The sequence below is a fragment of the Asanoa ferruginea genome (assembly GCF_003387075.1).
Classification (GTDB): domain Bacteria; phylum Actinomycetota; class Actinomycetes; order Mycobacteriales; family Micromonosporaceae; genus Asanoa; species Asanoa ferruginea.
This window is the reverse complement of record NZ_QUMQ01000001.1, coordinates 9047325-9071909: the sequence shown is the minus strand read 5'-3', so window position 1 is coordinate 9071909 and position 24585 is coordinate 9047325. Positions and strand designations below refer to the sequence as shown.

General features: G+C 72.2%; 26 protein-coding genes. 13 read left to right on the top strand and 13 right to left on the bottom strand.

Annotated elements, in window-relative coordinates:
* The first annotated feature begins 189 nt into the window (after nt 1-189).
* Together DFJ67_RS42165 and DFJ67_RS44295 are read left to right on the top strand one after the other, a co-directional pair.
* Nucleotides 190-543, top strand: coding sequence for a VOC family protein (locus DFJ67_RS42165; protein WP_116075389.1), 354 nt, complete (start codon nt 190-192; stop codon nt 541-543).
* A gap of 112 nt (nt 544-655) precedes the next feature.
* A complete protein-coding gene (locus tag DFJ67_RS44295; RefSeq protein ID WP_239097019.1) occupies nt 656-1045 on the top strand; it encodes an excalibur calcium-binding domain-containing protein in 390 nt (129 codons plus the stop codon).
* Nucleotides 1046-1133: 88 nt separating this feature from the next.
* Here the strand turns inward: DFJ67_RS44295 and DFJ67_RS42155 are convergent, their stop codons facing one another.
* The 3 genes from DFJ67_RS42155 to DFJ67_RS42145 all read right to left on the bottom strand — a co-directional run bounded on the left by DFJ67_RS42155 (nt 1134) and on the right by DFJ67_RS42145 (nt 3031).
* Entirely contained in the window at nt 1134-1739 is a 606-nt protein-coding gene (locus DFJ67_RS42155) for a GNAT family N-acetyltransferase (RefSeq protein ID WP_239097018.1), read from the bottom strand.
* A 79-nt stretch (nt 1740-1818) separates the two neighbouring features.
* Nucleotides 1819-2391, bottom strand: a complete 573-nt coding sequence (locus tag DFJ67_RS42150; protein ID WP_116075387.1) for a dihydrofolate reductase family protein — start codon at nt 2389-2391, stop codon at nt 1819-1821.
* Between the two features lie 13 nt (nt 2392-2404).
* Nucleotides 2405-3031 carry a LysE family translocator gene (locus DFJ67_RS42145; RefSeq protein WP_116075386.1) on the bottom strand — a complete coding sequence of 209 codons (627 nt, stop codon included), beginning with the start codon at nt 3029-3031 and terminating at the stop codon, nt 2405-2407.
* 72 nt (nt 3032-3103) lie between these two features.
* Here DFJ67_RS42145 and DFJ67_RS42140 point away from each other — a divergent pair, with 72 nt between their 5' ends.
* Nucleotides 3104-3964, top strand: coding sequence for a LysR family transcriptional regulator (locus DFJ67_RS42140; RefSeq protein ID WP_116075384.1), 861 nt, complete (start codon nt 3104-3106; stop codon nt 3962-3964).
* 5 nt (nt 3965-3969) lie between these two features.
* Here DFJ67_RS42140 and DFJ67_RS42135 read toward each other — a convergent pair whose 3' ends face one another.
* A complete protein-coding gene (locus DFJ67_RS42135; protein WP_116077300.1) occupies nt 3970-4371 on the bottom strand; it encodes a VOC family protein in 402 nt (133 codons plus the stop codon).
* A gap of 125 nt (nt 4372-4496) precedes the next feature.
* Between DFJ67_RS42135 and DFJ67_RS42130 the strand changes: the two genes are divergently transcribed.
* Nucleotides 4497-4805 carry a hypothetical protein gene (locus DFJ67_RS42130; protein WP_116075382.1) on the top strand — a complete coding sequence of 103 codons (309 nt, stop codon included), beginning with the start codon at nt 4497-4499 and terminating at the stop codon, nt 4803-4805.
* 175 nt (nt 4806-4980) lie between these two features.
* On the opposite strand, the gene DFJ67_RS42125 is transcribed toward DFJ67_RS42130, so the two are convergent.
* Together DFJ67_RS42125 and DFJ67_RS42120 are read right to left on the bottom strand one after the other, a co-directional pair.
* Nucleotides 4981-5982 (bottom strand): AraC family transcriptional regulator, encoded by a 1002-nt coding sequence (locus tag DFJ67_RS42125; RefSeq protein ID WP_170216190.1) that lies wholly within the window; start codon nt 5980-5982, stop codon nt 4981-4983.
* A 95-nt stretch (nt 5983-6077) separates the two neighbouring features.
* Complete coding sequence (locus DFJ67_RS42120) at nt 6078-6512, bottom strand: hypothetical protein (RefSeq protein WP_116075378.1); 435 nt, start codon at nt 6510-6512, stop codon at nt 6078-6080.
* Nucleotides 6513-6949: 437 nt separating this feature from the next.
* On the opposite strand from DFJ67_RS42120, the gene DFJ67_RS42115 reads away from it, so the two are divergent.
* The 3 genes from DFJ67_RS42115 (at nt 6950) to DFJ67_RS42105 (ending at nt 8600) form a co-directional block, all read left to right on the top strand.
* Nucleotides 6950-7303, top strand: coding sequence for an STAS domain-containing protein (locus DFJ67_RS42115; protein WP_116075376.1), 354 nt, complete (start codon nt 6950-6952; stop codon nt 7301-7303).
* A gap of 74 nt (nt 7304-7377) precedes the next feature.
* Nucleotides 7378-8148: a serine/threonine-protein kinase gene (locus tag DFJ67_RS42110; protein WP_147315807.1), complete on the top strand. Its 771-nt coding sequence runs from the start codon at nt 7378-7380 to the stop codon at nt 8146-8148.
* An 8-nt stretch (nt 8149-8156) separates the two neighbouring features.
* Nucleotides 8157-8600 carry an SRPBCC family protein gene (locus DFJ67_RS42105; protein ID WP_116075372.1) on the top strand — a complete coding sequence of 148 codons (444 nt, stop codon included), beginning with the start codon at nt 8157-8159 and terminating at the stop codon, nt 8598-8600.
* 54 nt (nt 8601-8654) lie between these two features.
* Here DFJ67_RS42105 and DFJ67_RS42100 read toward each other — a convergent pair whose 3' ends face one another.
* Together DFJ67_RS42100 and DFJ67_RS42095 are read right to left on the bottom strand one after the other, a co-directional pair.
* Nucleotides 8655-9719 carry a coiled-coil domain-containing protein gene (locus tag DFJ67_RS42100; RefSeq protein ID WP_116077298.1) on the bottom strand — a complete coding sequence of 355 codons (1065 nt, stop codon included), beginning with the start codon at nt 9717-9719 and terminating at the stop codon, nt 8655-8657.
* Nucleotides 9720-9940: 221 nt separating this feature from the next.
* Nucleotides 9941-10855, bottom strand: coding sequence for a cation diffusion facilitator family transporter (locus tag DFJ67_RS42095; protein ID WP_116075370.1), 915 nt, complete (start codon nt 10853-10855; stop codon nt 9941-9943).
* Between the two features lie 327 nt (nt 10856-11182).
* On the opposite strand from DFJ67_RS42095, the gene DFJ67_RS42090 reads away from it, so the two are divergent.
* A complete protein-coding gene (locus tag DFJ67_RS42090) occupies nt 11183-13720 on the top strand; it encodes an ABC transporter permease (RefSeq protein ID WP_147315806.1) in 2538 nt (845 codons plus the stop codon).
* Between the two features lie 28 nt (nt 13721-13748).
* Here the strand turns inward: DFJ67_RS42090 and DFJ67_RS42085 are convergent, their stop codons facing one another.
* Both DFJ67_RS42085 and DFJ67_RS42080 read right to left on the bottom strand, forming a co-directional pair.
* Nucleotides 13749-14177 carry a hypothetical protein gene (locus DFJ67_RS42085; RefSeq protein ID WP_116075366.1) on the bottom strand — a complete coding sequence of 143 codons (429 nt, stop codon included), beginning with the start codon at nt 14175-14177 and terminating at the stop codon, nt 13749-13751.
* A gap of 115 nt (nt 14178-14292) precedes the next feature.
* Nucleotides 14293-16278 carry a copper-translocating P-type ATPase gene (locus tag DFJ67_RS42080; protein ID WP_239097017.1) on the bottom strand — a complete coding sequence of 662 codons (1986 nt, stop codon included), beginning with the start codon at nt 16276-16278 and terminating at the stop codon, nt 14293-14295.
* Between the two features lie 58 nt (nt 16279-16336).
* Between DFJ67_RS42080 and DFJ67_RS42075 the strand changes: the two genes are divergently transcribed.
* Together DFJ67_RS42075 and DFJ67_RS42070 are read left to right on the top strand one after the other, a co-directional pair.
* On the top strand, nt 16337-16903 hold the full coding sequence (locus tag DFJ67_RS42075; RefSeq protein WP_239097016.1) for a YdeI/OmpD-associated family protein: 567 nt from the start codon (nt 16337-16339) through the stop codon (nt 16901-16903).
* 60 nt (nt 16904-16963) lie between these two features.
* The gene (locus DFJ67_RS42070) at nt 16964-17884 is read left to right on the top strand and encodes an SMP-30/gluconolactonase/LRE family protein (RefSeq protein WP_116075360.1); all 921 of its coding nucleotides are present in this window, start codon (nt 16964-16966) and stop codon (nt 17882-17884) included.
* Here DFJ67_RS42070 and DFJ67_RS42065 read toward each other — a convergent pair.
* The gene (locus tag DFJ67_RS42065) at nt 17874-19982 is read right to left on the bottom strand and encodes a HelD family protein (protein WP_116075358.1); all 2109 of its coding nucleotides are present in this window, start codon (nt 19980-19982) and stop codon (nt 17874-17876) included. The genes DFJ67_RS42070 and DFJ67_RS42065 overlap by 11 nt on opposite strands.
* A 154-nt stretch (nt 19983-20136) precedes the next feature.
* On the opposite strand from DFJ67_RS42065, the gene DFJ67_RS42060 reads away from it, so the two are divergent.
* A complete protein-coding gene (locus DFJ67_RS42060; RefSeq protein ID WP_203783242.1) occupies nt 20137-21201 on the top strand; it encodes a saccharopine dehydrogenase family protein in 1065 nt (354 codons plus the stop codon).
* A 13-nt stretch (nt 21202-21214) separates the two neighbouring features.
* On the opposite strand, the gene DFJ67_RS42055 is transcribed toward DFJ67_RS42060, so the two are convergent.
* Nucleotides 21215-22144 (bottom strand): alpha/beta fold hydrolase, encoded by a 930-nt coding sequence (locus tag DFJ67_RS42055; RefSeq protein WP_116077297.1) that lies wholly within the window; start codon nt 22142-22144, stop codon nt 21215-21217.
* Between the two features lie 255 nt (nt 22145-22399).
* Between DFJ67_RS42055 and DFJ67_RS42050 the strand changes: the two genes are divergently transcribed.
* Both DFJ67_RS42050 and menC read left to right on the top strand, forming a co-directional pair.
* Nucleotides 22400-23251, top strand: coding sequence for a GNAT family N-acetyltransferase (locus tag DFJ67_RS42050; RefSeq protein ID WP_116075354.1), 852 nt, complete (start codon nt 22400-22402; stop codon nt 23249-23251).
* Nucleotides 23252-23262: 11 nt separating this feature from the next.
* Nucleotides 23263-24381, top strand: coding sequence for an o-succinylbenzoate synthase (menC, locus tag DFJ67_RS42045; RefSeq protein WP_116075352.1), 1119 nt, complete (start codon nt 23263-23265; stop codon nt 24379-24381).
* Here menC and DFJ67_RS42040 read toward each other — a convergent pair.
* Nucleotides 24333-24545, bottom strand: coding sequence for a hypothetical protein (locus tag DFJ67_RS42040; RefSeq protein WP_116075350.1), 213 nt, complete (start codon nt 24543-24545; stop codon nt 24333-24335). The genes menC and DFJ67_RS42040 overlap by 49 nt on opposite strands.
* Nucleotides 24546-24585: the final 40 nt, after the last annotated feature.

Sequence of the window (24585 nt, the reverse complement as noted above, 5' to 3'; positions counted from 1 at the left end):
GCCGAACGACTTGCGCAGCCCGGTCACCGCGATCGCCGCTCGTGCTGGAGCGCTGGCCATTGCTGGGTTTTCCTCCCGTTACCGCGGCCTCGGTCCGGCCGCGCTTGTAGGGAGGGTGCACGCTCACGGTTTCACGACGGCTTCATCGCCGCTTCCAAACCGTACGTACGTCTTGCTATTGTGAAACCCATGATCCATCACGTGCAGCTGGCCTGCCCCCGAGGCTCCGAGGCCGCCTCCCGGGCGTTCTACTCAGGCGTGCTCGGTCTGGCCGAGAAGCCGAAGCCGCCGGCCCTGGCCGCCCGCGGCGGCTGCTGGTTCACCGGCGGCGAAATCGAGCTCCACCTGGGGGTGGAGGATGACTTCCGGCCGGCCCGCAAGGCCCATCCGGGGCTGCTGTGGCCCGACCTGGACGCGCTGGCGGAGCGACTGACCGCCGCCGGCTATCCGGTGGTCTGGGGCAACGACGAACTGCCCGGCATGCGTCGCTTCCACACGGAAGACGCACACGGCAACCGCCTGGAGTTCCTGGCTCCACTCTGACCGAACGTTGGCGCGGCGCCACCGACCTGAGCCGGGGAACACCGGACGCCCGAGGGAGCGTCCACCGATCCGCCGCTCCTGACCTTGGTCGCCGACCATCCACACTGGCGCGATGCCCCAAAGGAAGTCCAACCCGCTGGCCGGTCTGGTCGGCCTGGCGGTGATCGCGGTCCTGTGCTGCGGCGGCGGCCTCGCTGTCTACAACGGCGTCGACACCTTTACGCGCGACACCGGCCCGGGCGTCCAGGCGCCCGCCGGCAATAGCGACGACCAGCCCGTCGACGACTCTGTCGACGAGTCCGTCGACGAGCCGGAGGCGCCGGCGGCCGATGAGCCCGAGCCCGTCGTCGAGGAGGAGCCCGCCGACGAGCCGGCGGAGGAGGCCTACTACAAGAACTGCGCCGAGGCGCGTGCGGCCGGTGCGGCGCCGCTGCACAGGGGCGACCCCGGCTACCGCGCCGGCCTCGACCGCGACGACGACGGCACCGCCTGCGAGACGTGACCAGGTCGTCGGGAATCCCGCCGCGGTGTCCGGGGCTTCGGCCGCGGCCGGTCGGCGCGGCGTGCCGCGCCGACCTGGCCACCAACGCTTAGCGGGGGTCGCGCCACATCGGGTAGAGCGACGGCCCGCCCGGCAGGTCGATCGTCGAGGACATCCGCGCGAAGCCGAGCCGCTCGTAAAGCCCCGCGTTCCGCAGGTTGCTCGCCTCCAGGTAGGCCGGCCGCCCGGCGGCGTCGAGCTCGGCGAGCCGGTGCTGCAACAACGCCGCCCCGACCCCGGTCCCCTGGTGATCGGGGTGCACCGCGATGAACGGCAGGTAGGCGTGGCTGCGGTCGTGCGGGTGGCCCGCGGCCATCAGGTCGTCGAGCACCGCGAGCCGCTTCAGGGTCTCGCCGTCGATGCCGGCCTCCAGCGCCGCGCCGAAGGTGCCGTCGTCGTCGGGGTCCGCCGCGTCGACGTCCACGTCGAGCCAGAGCGCCAGGCCCTGGTGCCCGTCGAGCGTGTCGGCCCGGCCGGTGGCCATCGCCACGTCGACGTAGCCGCCGAAGAACACGTGGTGGTGGTCGGGGCGGGTGGCCTCGTCGCGGAAGATCCAGTCGGCGATCGGGTCGGCCATGAACGCGGCCGCGATCACCGATTTCAGCGCCGGGACGTCGGTGGCGGTGGCGGTGCGTACACGATGGATCGTCGACACGTGGGCTCCTGTGGTCCGGGGTGGAGGATCTTCCGGCGGCGAAGGCTAATCCGGTCGGCGCGGGAAACGCAAAAGCCCTTCAGCGGCGTACGCGGTAGCGCAAATGGGTGGCTTCGGGCGTGTCGACCACCCGCACGATCTCCAACTCGATCTCGGCCGGCAGCTCGTCGAAGAGCCGGCGGCCGCGGCCCAGCAGCACCGGGATCTGATGGATCCGCAGCTCGTCGAGGACACCGGCCGCCAGCGCCCGCCGCGCCGTGTCGCCGCCGTGCACCAGCACGTCGCGGTCGCCGGCGGCGGCCTTCGCCTGTGCCATCGCGCTGGCTATGCCGTCGCTCACGTAGGTCACCAGCGGATAGTTGGCAACCGACGGGCCGGGCGGCCGGTGGCTCGGCACGAAGATCGGGCGGCCGTGATGGTCGCCACCCCAGTGGTCGACGATCTCCACCGTGCGCCGGCCCGCGACGACGGCGCCGGTCTCGTTGTATTCGGCCAGCATCTCGCCGGCCACGCCCTCGGACCGGAAACCTTCCCGATCCTCCGTCAGGCCCCAGTAGTGCAGGCGGTTGCCGTCGGGGCCGCCGAGCCGGTCGGCCGGGTCGGCGATGAAGCCGTCGAGTGACATTGACATGAAGAGCACGGATGCGGACACTTCACCCTCCCAATCAGACGGTCTGGTGCGCGGTGACCAGGCGTACGGCGAACGCGACCAGCAGCACCCCGGTGACGCGCTCGATGCCCGCTTTGACCCGGGGCCGGCGGAGCAGGCGGCCGAGGCCGTTGACCGCGGTGACATACAGGCCGAACCAGCCCAGGTAGAGCAGCGCGAACACCGCCGACAGCAGCAGCGCGTGCAGCCGGGTCGCGGCGGCGGTGTCGCCGGTGGACAGGAACTGCGGCAGGAACGTCACGAAGAACAGTGCCACCTTCGGGTTGAGCGCGTTGCTCAGGAAACCCTGGCGGATGGCGGTGAGCGGGCGCAGCCGTACCCCCGTGGTCAGGGTTTCGATCTGCTCGCCCCGGGCCGCGGCGCGCAACGTCTGCACGCCGACCCACAGCAGGTAGGCAGCTCCGACGATCTTCAGCACCGTGAACGCGGTCGCCGAGGCGAGCAGCAGGGCCGACAGCCCGACGGCCGCGGCGGTGGCGTGCACGGCCAGCCCGAGCACGCCGCCGGTCATGGTCAGCAGCCCGGCCGCGCGGCCACCGAGCAGCGTGCTGCGGGTCATCAGGGCCTGGTCCGGACCGGGAATCATGATGAGTACGAGCGCCGCGAGCGCGAACGTTTCCATGTGGACAGCCTGCGGCCTAGCATTCATCAGGTCTAATGCCGAATATCGCGGAAACCTATCGACGGAGTGAATGTGTTGGACCTCGTCCGCCTGCGCGTGCTCGCCGCCGTGGCCCGGACCGGCTCGGTCACCGCGGCGGCCAAGGAGCTGCACTATTCGCAGCCCTCGATCAGCCACCACATCGCCCGGCTGGAGGCGGAGACCGGCGCCCGGCTGCTGCAACGGGTCGGCCGCGGCATCCGGCTCACCCCGACCGGCGAGCTGCTGGCCGAACGCGCCATCGAGATCATCGGCCGGGTCGACTCGGCCGCGGCGGAGCTGTCCACCCACGTCGGCCTCGACGCCGGCCGGGTGCGGCTCGCCGGCTTCTCCTCGGTGCTGAGCACGCTGGTGCCGGCTGCCGCCGCGGCGCTGGCCGCCTCGCACCCCGGCCTCGAGCTCAACCTGACCGACACGCACCCGCCGGAGGCGCTGCGGCTGCTGCGCGCCGGGAAGGTCGACGTCGCCGTGGTCTTCCGCTACGCCGAGTCACCGCCGGAGGAGGAGGGCATCCGGCTGCTGCACCTGCTCGACGACCCGACCTACCTGCTCGGCCCACACGAGAACGACACCCTGGCGGCCCACCGCGACGCCCGCTGGGTGGCCGGCTGCGAACGGTGCGGCGGCCACCTTCTCGAACTCTGCGCGCGGGCCGGCTTCACACCGCACATCGCCTACCGCACCGACGACATGGTGGCGATGCAGGCGATGGTCAGCGCGGGGATGGCCGTCACCACGATCCCCGGCCTGGCCCTGCGCGCCCATCGGGCGGCCGGCATTCACGCGACGGAAATCCCAGGATCGACCCGTCACGTGTACGCGGCCACCTACGGCGAGCCCCCCGACCCGCCGGCCACCACGGCGCTGCTGCACGCCCTCCGCGCGGCGGCCTGACAGCCTCAGCTCTGGGTGTAGAGGCAGAACGGGTGGCCGTCGGGGTCGAGCAGGACCCGCACGTCGTGCTGCGGCTGGAAGTCGGCCACGACGGCGCCGAGCTCGACCGCGTGTGCCACCGCTTCGGCCAGGTCGTCGACCTCGAAGTCGAGGTGCAGCATCTGTTGCTGCTGCCCGTCGGCGGGCGGCCAGACCGGCCGGACATATTGCGGTGAGTCCTGGAACGAGAGGTAGGCGACCCCGTCGGGCGGCAGGATCGCCAGGCCCTGAGGCCCGAGCTCCCAGCCGAGCAGCGTTGCGTAGAAGCGGGCGAGCGCCCGCGCGTCGGTGCTGTCGAGCACCACCCCCCAGTAGTCGCTGCGCGCGTCGCGCGGCGTCGAGCCGTCGTCCTGTGTGCGGCCACGCATCATGCCCACACCGTAATGCGACCCCCCGACAGTTCCGCGCGATCCGGATAGCCCCGGCGTGAACTGGATCGACGCGTGGCGATCACGGGCCTACAGTCCGTCGGATCTGGGGGAGGGGCGCATCCATGCAGGACCTCGAAGGTGACATGTTGCGGGCGGTCGCGGCCCTGCGCCGGGCGGTCGACTTCCTACACGAATATGACAAGCTCCAGGCCGCGCTGCGGATCGACGATGGTGGCGGGCACCCGTCGGCGCTGACGGTCTATACGGAAGACGGTCTGGCGGCAGCGCACCGGGTTCTCGACGGGCTCCGCGACCCCGCCGGCCGCGAGCCTGCCGGCCGCTCGCCGAATGGCCGCGTGCCGACGCGGATCGAGCCGCGCATTCCGGCTCAGCGCATCCCGCACGACCGCCACGGCGACCCGGGGGAGTGAGCCAGCGCATCGCGCGCGACCGCCACGGCGACCCGGGAGTGCGACTCAGCGCATCCCGCGCGACCGCCGGAAGTGAGCCGGGGGAGTGAGCCAGCGCATCCCACACCACCGCCACGGCGGCCCGGGCGCGTGAGTCAGCGCATCCCGCGCGACCGGCGGAAGTGGCCGGCGCGGGTCAGTGTCCGCGCAGGGTCGCCGACGGTGACTCGCCGTAGCGTTCGCGGTAGGCGGCCGCGAACCGGCCCAGGTGGCCGAAGCCCCACGCGTGCGCGATCGCGGCCACCGTGTCGCGCCCGGGCACCGGGTGGCGCAGTTCGTCGCGGGCGTAGCCCATCCGCACCTGTTGCAGGTAGGTCATCGGGGAGACGCCGACGTGCCGGCGGAAACCCTCCTGCAACGACCGCGCCGAGACACCCGCGATGCGGCCCAGCTCGGCCGTGGTGAACGGGTGGGTCGGGTCGGCCTCCATCACCTGGATGGCCCGGCGGACGGTGCGCGGCCGGGCCGGCGCCACGTGCGCGGTCAGCGCGTCGGCGAACTGGTGCTCGACCGCGAAGAGCAGCCCGCCGATCAGGCCCTGCGAGTAGCGCTCGGCGATCAGTGGCTGGAGCAGCGCGCTGTGCGGGTTGCCGCTCTCCGACCGGAGCAGATTGATCATGCGGGTCCAGGTGAGGCCTGGGCCGCGGGTGGTGTCGAAGCTGGCGCCGAACCGGATCGGCCCGCGGACCGGGTGGCCGAGCAGCGCCGCGAGTTCGGCCTCCAGCGCCGCCCGGTCGAGGCGGATGCCGAGGCTGCGGCAGTCGGCCGACCAGCGGCCGGCGTGCACTCCGGCACCCGGGCGGTAGACCGCGGCGCGGCGCGGGCTGGCGACCGTGACGGCACCGCGGTGCTCGCTGCCGATGGCGCCGGCGATCGGCAGGTTGACGTGGTAGGCGTCGAGCACGTCGGTGCCGATGGAGACGTCGGCGCCGAAGCTGATGTCGCCGACGGTGACCGGGCCCAGCCGCACCATGTCGGCCGCGAACGCCAGCGGCCGGCTCCCGTCGAGCAGGTCGAGGTCGACCTCGTAGTAGAACTCCGCGCACAACGCGCGGGCCTCGTCGAGGTCGGTGAGGCGGAAGGAGTGCGCTTCGAGGGGGAGCGGACCCACACGCTCGGTGTCCTCCCGGTGACGCATGACAACGAGCATCGCCCGCGCACAGTCACACGTCAATCGGGCGCAAAGCGGGGTTGCCGGTCTCGCACTTCGGCAACCCCGCGCGCTGTTCCTGACTAGCTGTCGAGCGTCGACTTGGCCCGGTCGGCGTCGATGAACTCGATCTCATCGACCCGACCGTTGTCGGCCCGGTCACTCATCCGGGCGATCGCCGCCCGGGACGCGGAGCCGGCGGCCCAGCCGATCGCGGCACCGAGCGCCGCGGCCGCGACCACGAGGGTCCACGGCATCGGCATCCGGCGCCCGGCCAGGGCGTCGTAGGCAAGAGCGGCCCGCCGGCGGGCCTCGTCGGTGGCACCGCCCACGACGCTCGCCGCGCCACCGACCGCACCGACCGCGCCGCTGACGGCGCTGCCGGCATCGCTGGCCAACCCGGCCAGCCCGGTGGTGCGCGACCGCGCCGAGTCGACGAACGTGCGCAGGTGGTCCCACGCGTCGTCGGTGATCCGCTCGGTCCTGCTCCGGCGGTCCATGAGGTTGGTTCCGAACATCCTGCTACCTCCTCGGTCGCCGAACCCGCCACTTCGGACTCGCGTCCGCTCGCGAGCGAGCGCTGTCCGGCGTCTGGACAGTGCCCGCCGGCCGGCCGGCGCAAACCACAGATCGTCACCGTAACGCGACGGAGGTCGTGCCGTTGCCGACTGTGGACAGTCCGCGTCAGCTCACACAGTGTGACGATCGACACGTGGGGTAGGCTGCTAGCGGCCGGAAATCGGCACGCGTGCCCCGTTGGTCGGGTGCACCCGAGTCGAAGGTCACATATCCATAGTTTGGCCGGCTTTGCCGGTTTCGGAATACGAGAAAGGGGAAAGTACGCGGCGGCAAGACTGGCGACCATGTGAAGCATGCGAATACGCTCGGTCGCGGTCCGCGTACTGTCGAAAGGTCCCCTGGATGCGGACCGAGGTTCGAGCTCGGAGGTAGTTGCGTGAGTCTGTCGATCGTGACAACTCGACGTGCCAACGGAGTCCTCGAAATCGCCCCCCGTGGTGAGATCGACGTCGACTCCGCCCACGAGGTCAAAGAGGCCATCGCCGCGGCGCTGACCGATGACCGCCCCACCCGGATTGAGCTCAACCTGCGCCTGGTGAGCTTCATCGACTCCGTCGGCATCAGCGCGATGGTCGCGGGTTTCCAGACCGCTGAGGTCAGCGGCATCAAACTCGTCGTCACCGAGCCCAGCCGCTTCGTCCATCGCCAGCTCTGGGTCACCGGGCTGCTGGGGCTCTTCGGCGCGCCCGAGCCCTACCTCGGCGACCTCAACACCCCAGCCGGCGCGTAAAACCCTTTAAAAGCTGTTAAAGCCCGCCCGGGAACTCTTGTCCGGGCCACGGCGATCCGGAAGAGTGCCGGGTCGTGGCGTGGTTGCGGATGGGCACGACGTTCCTCCGGCGCTACGTCCTGCTGGGCCCGATCGCGCGTGGTGGTGTGTCGACCGTCTACCACGGCTTCGACAGCCACTCCGCGCGCTCGCTGGCCGTGAAGGTCATCACGCCGGCACACGCCGACGCCGCCGGCCGGGAGGCGGCGATCACCGAGCGGCTGCGCCATCCGAGCGTCCCGCGGGTCTACGACCACGGCGCCCAGGCGCTGTCCGACGGCTCGGTCGTGCCCTACGTCGTGCTCGAGCTGCTCGACGGCGTCGCCCTGGCCGGCCGGCTGGTCGGCGGCCCGCTGCCCTGGCCGGAGGCGGTCCGGATCGCCGCGACCGTCGCCGACGTGCTCGCCGTGGCCCACCGCCGGGGCGTGGTGCACCGCGACGTGTCGGCGCGCAACGTGATGCTCACCCGGGCCGGCGCCAAGATGATCGACTTCGGGCTGGCCGGCCCCGCCGGCGCGCCCGGGCTGCCCGCCGACGACGTGTTCGCCCTCGGCCTGCTGCTGCACGAGATGCTGACCGGCCGGGCTGCCGCCGACGCCCGCCCGCGCACCGCACCGGCACCGGTGCTGGCCGTCCCGGGCCTGCCCCGCGCGGTCGCGGAGCTCTGCCGGGCCAGCATGACCCGGACGCCGACCGACCGCCCGAGCAGCGCCGACGTCGCGATCGGCCTCTGGTCGTCGATCATGCCGGCCAGCGCACCCGCACCCCGCGCCCTCCCGGCGCCGGCACTTCACCACCTCAACTAGGGAGCCCCTTGGCCAAGACCGGCACCTTCACCTACTCGCTGCGGCCGAAGTGCGCGGTCGCCGACGCGGTCGCGCTGCTGTCCAACTTCAGCCGGCACACCGAGTTGCACCCGTTCATCATCAAGGTCACCGAGGTGCCCCCGGTCGACGGCGCGGTGCGCAGCTTCGTGATCAACGACCGGTTCAAGCTCGGCCCGGTCGGCTTCACCACGACCTACACGGCCGACGTCATGACGGTGACCGACGACGAGGTGGTCACCGTCGCGCGCCAGCGGCCCGGCACGACGCTGCACAACCACACCCGCCTGCGCCCCGAGCCCGACGGCACCGTGCTGATCGAGGTGACGATCACGCTGACCGCGCCGACCCTGCTCTTCGGCTACGCGTTCAAGCAGGCCCAGACGGCACATCACGCGCTCGCCGAGCGGCTCAAGAACGTCCTGGAAAGCTGAAACATCCGGGGGTACGCCGCGCGGCGTACCCCCGGATGCTTTTTTTCGGGACCCTCAGTAGACGCTCAGGTGCACGTGGTTGGTGTGGTCGCAGGACGGGTCTCCGCAGGCCCCGCTGTAGGACTTCCAACCGCTGCTGGGCAACCAGATCTGCCGGTACCAGATGACGTAGAGCACGGCCAGCCGGTCTGAGTTGCGGATGAAATAGTTGGCCAGGTTGGTGCCGTAGGTCTTCTCGGCACCGGTCGCGTCGCCCTCGAAGCCGCCCTTCGCGGCCGCGAAGTCACACGCCCGGCCCTTGGGATGCTCACCAGAGCCGCCGTTGCGGTGACACGACACATAGTGTGTGAAGCCGGCCTTCTTGGCCTGTTGCAACGCGTGCAGCGTGCGCGGGGTGATGCAGCCGGTGGCCGGCGTCGGGTCGTTGATGCTGCACGACTCGGTCGGCCAACTGCCGTCGCTGTTGCGCTTGGCCGGCGTGGCGGTGGCCCCGCCGGAGCCGCCGGTGTTGCTGCCGCTGCCGCCGGACTGCGACGCCTTCGCCGAGGCCGCCTTCTGCTGGCGGGCGGCCACGTCCAGCGCCCGCTCGGCCTGGTCCTTGCGGGCCTTCATGATGGCGACCTGGCGCTGCTGCTCGCGTACCTCCTGGTTGATCGCCGCCGTCGCGCGGGCGGCGCGTTCCTTGGCGTCTTCCAGGGCGTGCACCTCGCGCTGCTCGTTGGCGGCGACCATGCCGAGGGCGTTGGCCCGCTCGAGGAAGCGTTCCGGCGAGTCGCTGTTGAGCAGTGCGGCCATCGGGCTGAGCCGGCCGGTGCGGTAGGCGGACCGGCCGATGTCGGCCAGCGCCTCGGTGTGCGTGGTCAGGTCTGTCTCGATGAGCCGCAGTGCGTCTTCCTGCGTCCGCTGCTCGCCCTGCGACGTCCGCAGCGCGGCCTGGGCGTCGAGATAGCCCCGGCTGGCCTTGTCGAGTTGGTCGCGGAGTTCGGCCGAGGCGCCCTCGCCGCCGTCGGGGTCGGCCAGGGCCGGTGTCGCCGGGCCGACCAGGCCGAGGGCGAGGCCGAACAGCAGCACGGTGGCGAGGCGGGTCCATCGTCGTCGGTGGTGCGGAGGATCGATCATCGTCGGCATGTCCTTCCGTCAGCGGCTCGCCGTGACGATCAGGCGGCGACCTCCGCGGGGACCGGGGGAGGCGGTCCAGCGAAGATCGATTTGGAGGGTACCGAGGACTGCCTACGCTGCGCGAGGGCCGCTAAATGCGGATAGGCGGAGCTTGCCCGGATTTATCCGGGCAAATGCCCGCTGAAGGTCACGAAAGTTAAGGCCGCGCTAAATACAAAGGGTCACCAACTGGCGGTACGGCAGTCGCCCGTCGACGCGACCGGCTCCACCTGGAGGGTCGCGTGCTCGATGCCGAAGCCGTCGTGCAGCGTCTCCCGGGCGGCGGTCAGCACCGCGCCGACCTCCGCGTCGCCCAGGATGCTGAGGTGGGCCGACGCCACCTCCATGCCCGAGGTCAGCGTCCAGACGTGCAGGTCGTGCACGTCGCACACGCCCGGCACGGCACCCAGCGAGGTGCGCATCGCCGCGACGTCGAGGTGCTCGGGCGCGGCCTGCACCAGGATCCGCACCGCCTCGCGGCCGAGCTTCCAAGTGCGCGGCAGGATGAACAGGCCGACCGCGACGGCCACCAGCGGGTCGACGATGAACCAGCCGGTGCCGGCGATGATCGCCGCGGCGCCCAGCACGCCGACCGAGCCCACCAGGTCGCCGAGCACCTCCAGGTAGGCACCGCGCACGTTGATGCTGTCCTTGGCGCCCTTGCGGAGCAGCACGAAGGCGATGATGTTGGCGACCAGGCCCAGGCCGGCGACCACCAGCATCGGCCCGGTGCTCACTTCGGGCGCGTCACCGAACCTCCGGACGGCCGCGACCAGCACGTAGAGTGCGACGCCGAACAGCAGCACGGCGTTGGCCAGGGCGGCCAGCACCTCCAGCCGGTAGAGGCCGAAGGTCCGTTGCGGGTCGCTGGCCGCGCGCCGGGCCGCGGTGATGGCAGCCAGTGCCATGCCGATGCCGAGAACGTCGGTGAACATGTGGCCGGCGTCGGAGAGCAGGGCCAGCGATCCGGTCGCGAAGGCGGTGACCGCCTCGATCACCATGAAGACGGCGAGCAGGGCGAACGCGGCCCACAGCCGCCCGCGGTGCTGGGCGGCCGCGTCGCGCGTGCCGAAGTCGTGGTCGTGCCCCGCTCCCACGTGCGCCTCCCTCCGCTGCTGCTCTTAGGGGGTCTCTCGTGGATCAGTGCGGCACTCCGCCGGGCCCAGACGACGCCCGGCCGCACGCGGAGACCGGCCAGATACAACACCGGTATCCGACCGGCCTCCGCGCACGCCCGGACGCCGCCTGGACCTCGCCGGAGCACCACCCTGATCCACGAGACACCCCCTAGTCTTATGCAAACATCGCTATGTATGCAAAGGTGACACCGGGAACCATTCCCATTGTCCGCCCGGCGACCCTGTCGTCATGCCGACAGGCGGGGCGCGGCAAGACGCGTGGGGCGGTTGTTCAGACTGGGCGACGTGAAACGGCCTCTGCTCCGCCTCGCCGTCACCGGTTTCCGGGCGCACGCCGTCCGGCTCGTGCTGACCGGTTTCGCGGTGATGGTCGGGGTCGGCTTCCTCGCCGGCACCCTCGTCTACGGTGACACCGCCCGGGCCGCGTTCTACGACGACCTGGCCCGGTCGGCCCGCGGCGTCGACGTGGCGGTCGAGCCGGCCGCCCTGCTGGCCGAGCGCGACACGGTCGACACCATCGCCGCGCTCGACGGGGTCGCGGCCGTCGACGGCCGGATGGCGGCCTGGCTGAGCATGCTCGACCGCGACGGCAAGCTGATGATGGACCACGGTCACGTCGGCTACGGCCTGTCGGTGCCCGACGTACCGTCGATGGCCGCCTATGACCTGCTCTCCGGCCGGCTGCCGCGCGGCCCCGGCGAGCTGGCGGTGGAGAAGGCCACCGTCGAGCGGGCCGGCTTCACCGTCGGCGGCCCGGTCACGGTGCTCGACGCCGCCGGCCAGCCGCGCACGCTGACCCTGGTCGGGGTGCTCGACCTGGGCGTCAACCGGCTCTACGGCGGCTCGACCGTGGCCGCACTCACCGACGCCGAACTGACCGCGCTGACCGGCACCGAACGCTTCGCCGAGGTGGTGGTCGCCGCGAAGCCGGGCGTCTCCGCGACGCTGCTCCGGGACCGGGTCGCCGCGGCGCTCGGGCACGCCTACCCGGTGCTGACCGGCGCCCAACTGCGCCAGAAGCTGGCCGTCGAGGCCGGCAAGTACGTCACCGGCTTCGTCGCCGTCCTGCTCGGCTTCGGCCTCGTCGCGGTCACCGTCTCGGCGTTCGTCATCTACAACACGTTCGCGATCCTGGCCGCACAGCGCGCCCGCGAGTTGGCCCTGCTGCGAGCGATCGGCGCGACCCGCCGGCAGGTCACCGGGACCGTGCTGATCGAGGCACTGCTGCTCGGCCTGGTCGCGTCGGTGGGCGGCCTGGTGATGAGCGTGGTCATCGGGTACGGCCTGATCTGGGGCCGCGAACTGGTCGCCACCGACATCCCCCTGCACACGCCGGTCGTCCGCTGGCCCACCTTCCTGGTCGCGGTCGGCTTCGGCACCTTCGTGGCGGTGGTCTCCGCGCTGGTCCCGGCCATCTCCGCCGGCCGGGTCGCGCCGCTGGCGGCCCTGCGCGACGCGTCCCTGTCCGAGCCGCGCGCGGTGGCCGGTGGCCGCCGCACCGCCCGGCTGGTCGCCTCGGCCCTGCTCGCCGCGCTGGGCCTGCTGGCCGTCGTCGGCGGCGTCCCGCTCGGCTTCCCCGGCCTGCCGTTGGTGCTCGGCGGCGGGATGCTGCTGTTCGTCGCGGCGGTCGTCGCCGGCCCCCTGATCGTGCCGCCGTTGGTCGCGATGGTCGGCTGGGTCCCGGTCCGGCTGTTCGGCACCGTGCCGGCGCTGGCCGTGGCGAACGCCCGCCGCAACCCGCGCCGCGCGGCCGCGACCACGCTCGCGCTGGTCATCGGGGTGGCGCTGATGTCGCTGTTCGCGGTGCTGCTGGCCACCGCGCGCGACCAGAGCGGCAAGGAGCTGACCGAGAACTTCCCGGTCGAGTTCACCCTCAACCGGGCCCGCACCGACGGCACCTTCGAGTCGATGCGCGCCGGCATGCCGCCCGGCCTGGCGCCGGCGCTGCGCAAGCATTCGGCCTTCGCGACCGTCGCCGAGGTGCGCTCGGAGGCGCCGCTGGCCGGCGATCGCACCCGGGTCTCGGCGGTGCCGCCCGACCAGCTGCGCGGCGCGATCCGCCCGGAGGTGACCGCCGGCACGCTGAACGAGCTCGGGCCGGGCACGGTCGCGCTCAACCGCGGGTATGCCGCCGACCAGGGCCTGACGGTCGGCTCGACGGTGCCGTTCGGCACCCTCGGCCCGCTGCGGGTGGTCGCCCTGTTCGACGACTCACCGCTGGACGGCTCGGCCCTGGTCAGTTTCGACACCTTCACCACGGCGTACGGCGACCGCCCGGCCGTGGAGATTCTGGTCGACCTGGCACCGGGGGTATCCACGGAGGACGGTCGCCGGCTGGTCGACGCGGAGCTGCGCGCCTACCCGGTCGTGCAGGTGACCAGCCGCGCCGCTGAGGCCGACGAACTGGCCGCCTCCCTCGACGAGCTGCTCGGCATCTTCGCCGCCCTGCTCGGCATATCGGTGCTGATCTCGCTGTTCGGCATCGGAAACACGCTCTCGCTGTCGGTGGTCGAACGCCGGCGCGAGTCGGCGACAATGCGCGCCTTCGGCCTGTCCCGCCGCCAGCTGGGCGGCATGCTGTTGCTGGAGTCGGGCCTGATCGCGGTCGTCGGCGCGGTGGCGGGCGTGGCCCTCGGCGGTGGCGTGGGCTGGGTGGCGGCGGCCGCCCTGATCGACACCTACGGCCACGGCGTGCCGGTCATCCCGGTCGGCCAGCTCACCCTGGTCGTGCTCGCCGCGGCGGGTGCCGCTCTGCTGGCCGCGGTCCTCCCGGCCCGCCGCGCGGCCCGCCTACCGGTGATCGCCGCCCTGGCCGACGACTGACGTCATGGCCAGCCGCCCCGGGGTCCGTTCACATGAGGATGACGATGTCTCCCGATTCGGGTCCTACCCACTTCTTGGTTTCGCCGTCGTACTGGGTCGCACGGACGGTCAAGTAATAGCCTTCTTTGAAGTCTTTATTGCAGACCGCCCAGTGATCGGCGCCAAGAGAGTTACGGCAGGTCCCCCAGCGGCCGTAACTGGTGTACCAGCGGGCGACCGACGAGGCGTGGTCGGGCCACAGATCTTTCACGAAGATCTTGTCCCCGTACGGCTCGATACACACAAACGTGTTGCTGGTTTCGACGCAGGAGACCTTCGCGTTTCCCGGCGCGCCGCTGGCAACCCCGTCATCCCACTCATACGAGTACGCCGCGCTGGCCGGTGTGGCGGCAGCGACCATGGCGATCGCCGTGCCGATGAGCCCGGCGGCGACACGCTTCACAATTCTGGCGACCATCGTTCTCCGACCTTCCCGTGGCACCGGCGTCCTTTGCCGCGGCCAACCTCGGGTGATCTTCGCGCTGGTGCCTTGCCACGGCCTTGCCACACCACTGAAGGAAGTCGCGGGCGGGCTACGGCTGTTGGGGAGTCAGCCGGACGCGGCGGAGCAACTGAGCGTTGAGCGCAACCAGGACGGTCGACGCCGACATCAGCACCGCGGCGATGGCCGGGCTGAGCGTCACGCCCGCCCAGAAGAGCACGCCCGCCGCCAGCGGGATCGCCACCACGTTGTAGCCGGCGGCCCAGACCAAATTCTGGATCATTTTCCGGTACGCCGCCCGCGACAACCGGATCGTCCCGACGACGCCGCGCGGGTCCGACGAGGCCAGCACCACGCCGGCGGACTCGATCGCCACGTCCGTGCCGGCGCCGATCGCGATGCCGACGTCGGCCCGAGCCAGGGCCGGCGCGTCGTTGACGCCGTCGCCGACCATCGCCACCCGCAGCCCGCGGGCCCTCAGGTCGGCCACCGCGCGGTCCTTGTCGGCCGGCAGCACCTCGGCGAAGACCTCGTCGATCCCGAGTTCGGCGGCGACCGCCTCGGCCACCGCACGCGAATCACCGGTGATCATCGCGATCGTCCGGATCCCCTCGGCCCGCAACTCGTCGACGGCCTCCCGCGCCTCCGGCCGCACCTCGTCCTCGAGGGCGAACGCGCCCAGCACCCGGGCCGGCCCGCCGTCGCCGGCCAACCGCACCAGGTGCAGCACCGCGGCGCCGCGATCGGCCCAACCCGCGCCGAGGCCGGCCGGTGCCTCCAGACGCAACTCGCGGAGCAGGGCCGGGCCGCCGACGGCGTACGCCGTGCCATCGATCGTGGCCCGCACACCCCGCCCGGTCAGCGAGCGAAAATCCGTGGCCGGGGCCGGATCCCCGGCGGCCGTGACGATCGCCTTGGCCAGCGGGTGCTCGCTGTCGGCCTCGACCCCGCCGCCCCAGCGCAGCACCTGCTGCTCGGTCACGCCGTCGACCGCGGCCACGCCGGTGACCGTGTGGGCGCCCTTGGTCAGCGTGCCGGTCTTGTCGAACAGCACCGCGTCGACGACCCGCATCCGCTCCAGCGCGAGCCGGTCCTTCACCAGGATGCCGGCCCGCGCGGACAGCGCCGTCGACAGCGCGACCACCAGCGGGATGGCCAGGCCCAGCGCGTGCGGACAGGCGATCACCAGCACGGTGACCGAGCGCGACACCGACGCGTCGAGGTCGCCGGCCGCCCACCACGCGACGAAGGTGAGCACGCCGACCGTGGTCGCGACGTAGAAAAGCCAGGCGGCGAACCGGTCGGCCAGCGCCTGGGCCCGGCCGCCGGACGCCTGTGCCTGGGCGACGAGCCGCTGGATCCCGGCCAGCGCGGTGTCGGCGCCGACCGCGTCGACCCGCAGCCGCAGCGCCGCGTCGGTGACCACGGTTCCGGCCACCACCCGGTCGTCGGGGCCGCGCGACACCGGCCTGGACTCGCCCGTGATCATCGACTCGTCCACTTCGGCCGCACCCTCGACGACCCGGCCGTCGGCCGGCACCCGGGCGCCGGGACGCACCAGCACGACGTCGCCGAGCGCCAGCGCGGCCACCGGCACGGTCTCCACCCCGGCGGCGGTCACCCGCTCGGCGTCATCGGGCAGCAGGGCGGCCAGCGCGGCCAGCGCGCCGCGGGCCTGGCCGACCGCCTTGAGCTCCTGCCAGTGGCCGAGCAGCATGATGGTCACCAGCGCGGCCAGTTCCCACCAGAAGTCGAGGTCGAACGCGCCGGCCGCGTTGGCCAGCGACGCCGTGTAGGCCACTGTGATCGCCATCGAGATGAGCAGCATCATCCCGGGCGTGCGGTCGCGGAGCTCCCGGACCGCGCCGGCCAGGAACGGCCAGCCGCCGTAGAAGAAGACGATCGAACCCAGCACCGGCGCGACCCACCCGATGCCCGGAAAGTCGATCGAGTAGCCGAACCAGTCCATCACCGAGTCGCTGGTCACCACGATCGGGATGGTCAGGGCCAGCGACAGCCACAGCTTGCGCCGGAACTGGTCGGGATCGTGCCCGGCGTGCTGGTCGTGCTGCCGCATGAGGTCATGGTCTCCCGGCGAGCGGATCCGGCTCGGTAGGGTCGCCGGCATGGAGCCGATGACCTTTCGTTCCGTGGCCGACTGGGAGGCCTGGCTGGCCGACCACCACGAGAGCGCCGGCGAGGCGTGGCTGACGATCGCCAAGAAGGGCGCCGCCACGCCGACGATCTCCGCACACGAGGCCGGCGACGTCGCGATCTGTTTCGGGTGGATCGACAGCCAGCGGCGCGGGCTCGACGCCGCGCATTTCCTCCAGCGCTACTCGCCCCGGCGCAAGGGAGCCCGCTGGTCACAGGTCAATGTGGACCGCGCCGAGGCGCTGGTCGCCGCCGGTCGGATGCGGGCGGCCGGGTTCGCGCAGATCGAGGCGGCCAAGGCCGACGGCCGGTGGGCCGCCGCCTACCCGGCCCAGCGCGACGCCGTTGTTCCGGACGACCTCGCGGCGGCGCTCGCCGGACACACCGCCGCCGAAACGCGGTTCGCCGGGCTCGACAAGACCAGCCGCTACGCGGTCATCCTCAAGCTGACCAGCGCACCCAGCCCGGCCGCCCGGAAGAAGCGGCTGGCCGCCCTGATCGACCTCCTCGCGAGCGGTGCGCCGATCCCGCCGCCGCAGGTCGGCTGAACCCATCCGGGCTGACGTGCGTGAATTTCTGAACGGAGGTCGTCGAGAGGAGAATCCATCGTGCGCCATCGGCTAGCCACCATCGCACTGGGACTGACCGCGGCTCTGACCGCAACCCTGCTTGGACCGGCCAGCACCGCGACCGCACACGAGAAGACCCTGTTCCCGAGCACCATCGCACTGCCCAACGGGTTCCAGCCCGAGGGGATCGCCATCGGCAAGGTCCCCTACGCCTATTTCGGCTCCCGTGCGACGGGCGCCATCTACCGCGCCAGCCTGGTCACCGGCCGGGGGGAGATCATCAACCCGGGCTTCGGCGCCGGGTCGCTCGGCCTCAAGCTCGACCAGCGGGGCCGGCTGTTCGTCGCCGGCGCCGGCAGCGGCGACGGCCGGGTCGCCGACGCCCGCACCGGCGCCACCCTGAAGATCTGGAACTTCACCGACGCGACCAGCTTCGTCAACGACGTGATCCTGACGCCCGACGCGGCCTGGTTCACCGACTCGCAGAACCCCGTGCTCTACCGCGTGTCCACCAAGCGCGACACGTTCACGACCGTCCCGCTGACCGGCGACTTCGTCTTCACCCCGGGAGCCACCAACGCCAACGGCATCGCGCGTACGCCCGACGGCCGCAACCTGCTGATCGTCCAGTCCAACACCGGCCTGCTGTTCGTGGTCGACCCGGACACCGGCGGCACGAAGCAGGTCGACCTCGGCGGCGAGGTGCTGACCAACGGCGACGGGCTCTGGCTCGACGGGCGCACCCTCTACGTGGTGCAGAACCGGCTCAACCAGATCGCCGTCGTCGACCTCAACCGGGCCGGCACCCGGGGCGCCGTGGTCCGCCGGATCACCAGCCCGGGTTTTGACGTGCCGACCACCATCGCCGCGTACGGCAAGCGGCTCTACCTACCCAACGCCCGCTTCACGACCCCACCGGCCGCGGACACGACCTACACGGCGGTCGCCGTCAGGCAGTGACGTCGACGGTCACCAACCGCTGGGTGGCGCGGGACAGGGCGACGTAGAGCGTGCGTACGCCCGCCGCGCCACCCGCCCGGATCTCGTCCGGAGCGACCAGCACGACGCCGTCGTATTCCATGCCCTTGGCCTGGAGACTGGTCACCACCTGGAGCCGCGGGTCGCCGATCTCGGCCAGCCAGCCGGCGACCTCGCCGACCCGGGCCACCGCCGTGATCACGCCGACCGTCCCCTCGACCTCGCCGAGCACGTCGGTGACCGAGGAGCGCACCGCGTCGGGCAGGTCGGCGGCCGGCACCGCGAGCGCGACCGGCGGGACACCGGTCGACCGCACGGCGACCGGCAGCGGCAGGTCGGGCGCGATCGTGCGGATCTCGGCCGCGGCGACCTCGAAGATCTCCGCCGAGTTGCGGTAGTTGGTGGTCAGCGAGTAGGCGTTGCGGGGTCGCGAACCCAGCGCCCGGTCGCGGGCCCGGTCGAGTTCCTCGACGTCGCCGGTCCAGGCCGTCTGCGCCGGGTCGCCGACGATCGTCCACGACGCCAGCCGCCCGCGCCGGCCCAGCATCCGCCACTGCATCGGGGTGACGTCCTGCGACTCGTCGACCACCACGTGGGCGTACTCGCGGTAGTCGTCGGGCCGTTGGGTCGCGGCGGCCCGGGCCGCGCGGGCCCGCTCGCCGGACGTGCTGACCTCGTAGACGCCGCCCGCCACGTGGAACGGGTTGCGCTGGGCCCGGGCCGGCTGCCTGGGCCGGCCGAGCAGCTCGTCGAGCTCGTCGAGCAGGGCGATGTCGGCGATCGTCGGGTTCTCGATGTCGAAGGCGCCGGCCAGCAGGTCGACCTCGGCCGGTGCCAGCAGGCCCTGCCCGTAGCGGCGCAGCCGGGCCGGGTCGGCCAGCCAGGCCAGCACGTGCCGGGGGCGCAGCCGGGGCCACCACTCCTTGATGAACGAGCGGAAGTCTTCGCGCTCGGCCAGGGTGTCCTCGAACTCGGCCCGCTTCGGCAGGCCCGGGATCTTCTGCTCCAGCGCCTGCGCCCAGAGGGCGTCGAAGAGCCCGTCGATGCCGGCGCGGCGCACCTCGTTGCGGCGGGCGCCGCGGGGCAGCGCCCGGGTCCGGATCCGGTCCAGCGCGTTGCGGTCGAGCCGCAGCAGGGTGCCCCGGTAGAGCAGGCGCAGCGAGGTCGGGCCGTCGGGCACCGCGTCGTGGGAGGCCCGCTCGAGCACCCGGCGGATCCGCAGCGAGCCCTTGACCGCCGCGACCGGGCCCGGGTCGGTGCGGGTCGCCGACCAGCCCGGCACCAGCGTGCCGAGCGAGCGCAGCGTCGCCGACTCCTCGCCCAGCGACGGCAGCACCGACGCGATGTATTCGACGAAGACGGTCGACGGGCCGACCACCAGGATGCCGCCGCCGGCGAAGCGGTTGCGGTCGGAGTAGAGCAGGTAGGCGGCGCGGTGCAGGGCCACCGCGGTCTTGCCGGTGCCGGGGCCGCCGGACACGATCGTGACGCCGCCGCCGGGGGACCGGATGGCCTGGTCCTGCTCCTGCTGGATGGTGGCCACGATGTCGCGCATGCCGCGCCCGGTCGCCTTCGACAGCGAGGCGAGCAGCGCGCCGTCGCCGACCACCCGCATCTGCTCGGGCGCCGCGTCGGGGTCGAGCAGGTCGTCTTCGATGCCGGTGACCTTCTCGCCGGACGACTGGATCATGCGCCGCCGGATCACGCCCTGCGGCTCGGCCGCTGTCGCCTGGTAGAACGCCGCCGCCGCGGGTGCCCGCCAGTCGACCACCAGGGTCTCCGCGTTCTCGCCGCGGACGCCGAGCCGGCCGACGTGGAAGCTGGCGCCGCCGAGCAGGTCGAGCCGGCCGAACACCAGCCCTTCGTGTTCGGCGTCGAGCAGGTAGCGCCGCCGGGCGGCGTGGAAAACGAACGCGTCACGTTCGACCAGCGCGCCGAAATTGCCGACCGACGCCTGCCGGTAGCCCTCGCGCTCCGCGCGCGCGGCCTCCGTGCGCAGCTCGGCGACCCGGGCGTAGACCCGGTCGACGTGCTTCTGCTCGGTCGCGATCTCCTGCTGGAGGGTGGTGACGTCGGTCAAGCGGACTGCTCCTCGCGCGATGGAATCGGCCACGGGTCGCGCGGCCAACCCGAACGAGAGTACGGGTCATCGGGACGGGACGAATCGGTAACCGGGTCGATGTGCCCGTCCTCGCACCTCGATAGGATTGTGGTCGAGCCCTTACGGTGGTGCGGTGTCCCATCAACGATGGATGATTTACGGCGCCAACGGCTACACCGGCGACCTCGTCGCCCGGCTGGCCGTCAGCCGCGGCTCCCGCCCGCTGCTCGCGGGCCGCAACGCCGCCGCCGTCCGTGCCCTCGCCGACGAGCTCGGCCTCGACCACGTCGTCTTCGACCTGCGTGACCCCGCCGCGACCCGGCAACACCTCGCCGAGGTCGACGTGGTCGCGCACTGCGCCGGCCCGTTCGTGGCCACCTCCGGCCCGATGGTGCAGGCCTGTCTCGACACCGGCACCCACTATCTCGACGTGACCGGCGAGCATCCGGTGTTCGAGGCCGTGCTGGCCCGTGACGCCGACGCCCGGGCTGCCGGGGTGGTGCTGCTGACCGGGGCCGGTTTCGATGTCGTACCCACGGACTGCCTGGCCAATCTCCTGCACGCGGCGTTGCCCGACGCGACGGCCCTGGAGTTGGCGTTCGCGGCGCCGGGCGGGCTGAGCCGGGGCACCGCGACCACCGGGCTGGCGATGAACGCCAAGGGCGGCTGGCGGCGGATCGCCGGCACCCTGGTGCCCACCCCGATCGGCACCCCGGCCCGCGACGTGCCGTTCCCGTCGAAGGTCCGCCGGGTCGGTTCCGTGCCGTGGGGCGACCTGGTCACTGCGCACCACTCGACCGGGATCGCCGACATCGTCGTCTACACCCGCACCGCCGCGCCCGGCCTGCTCCAGAAGCTGATCCGCTTCGCCCCGGTGCGGGCGCTGGCCGCCCGGGCGATCAAGCGGCAGCCGCCCGGCCCGTCGGCGGAGACCCGCGCGGCGACGAAGTGCGAGGTCTGGGGCGAGGTGCGCAATGCGGCCGGAGAGGTCCGCACGGCGACGCTGACCGGCCCCAACGCCTACGACCTGACCGCCGACGCGATGCACCGGGCGGCCGAGCACCTGCTGGCCGGCACCGGCGGCCGGGCCGGCGGCGCCGTGGAAGCGGGTGCGCACACCCCGGCGACCGCCTTCGGCCACGATTTCGTGAAAAGCCTCGACCGGGTCCTGGTGAGCGAGCCGTCCGGCGGCCGGTAGGTCGGCTGCGCAGTCAGGCGGCCTGAAGGTCGGCCGGGTCCAGATAGTCGCCCTGGGCCGCCCGGACCACCTCGGCCAGGGCGGCCGTGACGATCGCCGGGCGCTCCAGCATCAACATGTGCCCGGCGCCCGGGCAGACGGTGAGCTCGGCGTCGGGCAGCGCGCCGGCGATCGACTCGGCGCACGCCGGGGGAGTGAGCCGGTCGCGGTCGCCGACCAGCGCCGCGGCCGGCAGGTTGCCGAGCGCGGCCAGGGTGGTCAGCCGCTGCTGCTCGCCGACCGACGAGCGGAACGCGCCGATCGCGGTGAGCTGCGCCCGGGCCACCGCGGCGGTGGTGACGATCAGGTCCTCGGAAGCGCACCGGTTGCCGAACAGCAGCCAGCGCAGCGAGGGGGCCAGCGCGCGCAGCAGGTAGCGGTGCACCCGCCAGGAGCCGCCCCGGGCCAGGATGCCGGCGCCGGTGGTCTCGGCGAGGCGGATGATGCGGGTGATCCGCGGCGGCAGCCCGTACGCCGTGTGGGTGTGTCCTTCAGCGGTTGTCGAGATGAAGACCAGTCCCGCCACCCGCTGCGCGAACATCCGCGGGTGCCCGTGGGCGAACTCCATGATCGTCATGCCGCCCAGCGAGTGGCCGGCGAGGACGATGGGGCCGGTGGGAGCGATCGCGGAGATCACCTCGGCCAGGTCGTCGCCGAGTTGGGCGAGGGTCGCGCCCGGCCGGCTGGTGTCGTCGGAGCGGCCGTGGCCGCGGGCGTCGTAGGCGACCAGCCGCACCGGCGTGCCCAGCGCCTCCGGGAGCCCCGTGAGCTGGCGGTGCCAGGTGCGGGTGTCCAGGGTCCAGCCGTGCAACAGGAAGACCGTCACCGGTGCGTCGTCGGCTCCGCTCACCTCGACGTGAAGCCGCACGCCGTCGGGCAGTGTCACTGTGGTCCGCTCCGGCATGGTCACCTCCCGTGCGAGGATTCCCCACCGATGTTCACCATCACACATACCGAGCAGTAACAATCATGCCTTAAGCTGCGTTCAGGCCGCCAGATTAAAGATCCGGTATCACCCGGTATCGACGAAACTACGCCAAATGGGCAGGTCGGCAGGGCGTAGCAACGTAAAGAAAAGCATCAATTACCGACGGTAGCCTCGACACGAGACCGGTTCACCTGTTGAAGTAAGGACTCGGTCTGCACAACGGGAGGCTGGGTGGACGAGCTGATCGCGGAGGCAAAAGAGGTCGCGACCGCCGCCGCGGCCCGGCTGGGCATCAGCGTGCGGGAGTTACGTGATCCCGCGGCGCATGAGGAAGCGGCCCAGTTGTTCGGCAGGATCTGGCGGGCAGACTCACCCAGCCAGCTACTCGACGCGCGGATGATGCGCGCGCTCGCGTACGCCGGCAACTATGTGGTGGGCGCCTTCCGGGAAGACACGCTGATCGGCGCGGCCGTCGCGTTCTTCGGCATCGACCACCTGCACTCGCACATCACGGGTGTCGACCCGGCGACCCAGAGTCGCGGCGCCGGGCACGCCATCAAGCTGCATCAACGCGCCTGGGCACTGGATCGGCGGATCGAGTCGGTGCACTGGACGTTCGACCCGCTGGTCGGCCGCAACGCCTACTTCAACCTGCACAAGCTCGGCGCCCGCGCGGTCAAATACCTGCCCGACTTCTACGGCCGGATGACCGACGGGATCAACGCCGGCGACGCCACCAGCGACCGCCTCTACATCCAGTGGGACGTCGCGTCACCGGAAGCGATCGCCGCCGCCGCGGGCGACACCCGGGAGATCAACATGCAGGCGGTGTACGCCGCCGGCGCGGAAGTGGCCCTCGCCCGCGACGACTTCGGTCGCCCGAGCCCCGGCAAGGCGATCTACGACGGCCGGCCGCTGCTGGTCGCCGTGCCGCTCGACATCGAAGCCATGCGGGGCACCGACCCGCCACTCGCCGTCGCGTGGCGGAGAGAGGTCGGTGACGCGCTGTGCGCGGCATTCGAAGCCGGTTACCGGATCGCGGGGATGGCCCGCGACGGTTGGTACGTCATGGAAGCTGAATAGAGGACGTCTTAGTGAACCTCCGTGGTCTCGAGCTCCGCCGCATCGCGATGCCGCTGGTGAGCCCCTTCCGCACCTCGTTCGGCACCGAGACCGCACGCGACGTGCTGCTGGTTCGCGCGGTCGGCGAGACCGCGGAGGGCTGGGGCGAATGCGTCGCGATGTCCGAACCGCTCTACTCCAGCGAACACGTCGACGGCGCGGCCGAGGTGATCCGCCGCTTCCTGCTGCCCGAGGTGATCGCGCTCGCCAAAGCCGCCGAGCTCACCGTCCCCCGGCTGGAAGCGGCCCTCGACCGGATCAAGGGCCACCCGATGGCCAAGGCCGCCCTGCTGACCGCGCTGCTCGACCTGTCGCTGCGCGACTCCGGCACGTCGTTCGGCGCCTACCTCGGCGCCGTCCGCACCTCGGTGCCGGCCGGCGTCTCGGTCGGCATCATGTCGTCGATCCCCGCCCTGCTCGACGCCGTCGACGGCTACAAGGCGCAGGGCTACGTGCGGATCAAACTCAAGATCGAGCCCGGCTGGGACGTCGAGCCAGTCCGCGCCGTCCGCGAGCGCTTCGGTGACGACCTGCTCCTCCAGGTCGACGCCAACACCGCCTACACCCTGGCCGACGCCCGCCAGCTCGCCCGGCTCGACCCGTTCGACCTGCTGCTGATCGAGCAGCCGCTGCCGGAAGACGACCTGCGCGGCCACGCCGCGCTGGCCCGGCTGATCCGCACGCCCGTCTGCCTCGACGAGTCGATCACCTCGGCCCGGGCCGCGGCCGACGCGATCGCGCTGGGCGCCACCTCGGTGGTCAACGTCAAGCCCGGCCGGGTCGGCGGCTACCTGGAGGCCAGGCGGGTGCACGACGTCTGCGCCGCACACGGCGTGCCGGTCTGGTGCGGCGGGATGCTGGAGACCGGCCTGGGCCGCGCGGCCAACGTGGCACTCGCGGCCCTGCCCAACTTCACCCTGCCCGGCGACACGTCGGCGTCGGACCGCTATTTCGCCCGCGACATCACCGAGCCGTTCGTGCTCGACGGCGGCCGCGTCGCCGTGCCCAGCGGCCCGGGCCTGGGCGTGTCGCTCGACCTCGACTATCTGGCGGAGATCACCACGTCGACGGAATGGCTGCCGCTGTCGTGAGCCGCGCCCGTCTCACCGCGCCCGAGTTCCAGCGCGGCGAGCACGATGCCGGCCAGGCTGATCACGATCGCCAGCGCCGCGATGACAAGCGCCACCGTCACCAGCAGGCTGCGCTGCTCCTCCTGCTGCTGCGCCGAGGCGACCGGTCCGCGCGGATGGTGCACGAACAGACGCTACGTCCCCCTTGGCATGCCTGGTATTCGC

What these genes read in the sequence shown, in the direction of transcription:
- DFJ67_RS42165 (WP_116075389.1), top strand. Translation starts at nt 190, where the DNA reads ATGATCCATCACGTGCAGCTGGCCTGCCCCCGAGGCTCCGAGGCCGCC.
- DFJ67_RS44295 (WP_239097019.1), top strand. Translation starts at nt 656, where the DNA reads ATGCCCCAAAGGAAGTCCAACCCGCTGGCCGGTCTGGTCGGCCTGGCG.
- DFJ67_RS42145 (WP_116075386.1), bottom strand. Translation starts at nt 3,031, where the DNA reads ATGGAAACGTTCGCGCTCGCGGCGCTCGTACTCATCATGATTCCCGGT.
- DFJ67_RS42135 (WP_116077300.1), bottom strand. Translation starts at nt 4,371, where the DNA reads ATGCGTGGCCGCACACAGGACGACGGCTCGACGCCGCGCGACGCGCGC.
- DFJ67_RS42130 (WP_116075382.1), top strand. Translation starts at nt 4,497, where the DNA reads ATGCAGGACCTCGAAGGTGACATGTTGCGGGCGGTCGCGGCCCTGCGC.
- DFJ67_RS42125 (WP_170216190.1), bottom strand. Translation starts at nt 5,982, where the DNA reads ATGCGTCACCGGGAGGACACCGAGCGTGTGGGTCCGCTCCCCCTCGAA.
- DFJ67_RS42120 (WP_116075378.1), bottom strand. Translation starts at nt 6,512, where the DNA reads ATGTTCGGAACCAACCTCATGGACCGCCGGAGCAGGACCGAGCGGATC.
- DFJ67_RS42100 (WP_116077298.1), bottom strand. Translation starts at nt 9,719, where the DNA reads ATGATCGATCCTCCGCACCACCGACGACGATGGACCCGCCTCGCCACC.
- DFJ67_RS42085 (WP_116075366.1), bottom strand. Translation starts at nt 14,177, where the DNA reads ATGGTCGCCAGAATTGTGAAGCGTGTCGCCGCCGGGCTCATCGGCACG.
- DFJ67_RS42080 (WP_239097017.1), bottom strand. Translation starts at nt 16,278, where the DNA reads ATGCGGCAGCACGACCAGCACGCCGGGCACGATCCCGACCAGTTCCGG.
- DFJ67_RS42075 (WP_239097016.1), top strand. Translation starts at nt 16,337, where the DNA reads ATGACCTTTCGTTCCGTGGCCGACTGGGAGGCCTGGCTGGCCGACCAC.
- DFJ67_RS42055 (WP_116077297.1), bottom strand. Translation starts at nt 22,144, where the DNA reads ATGCCGGAGCGGACCACAGTGACACTGCCCGACGGCGTGCGGCTTCAC.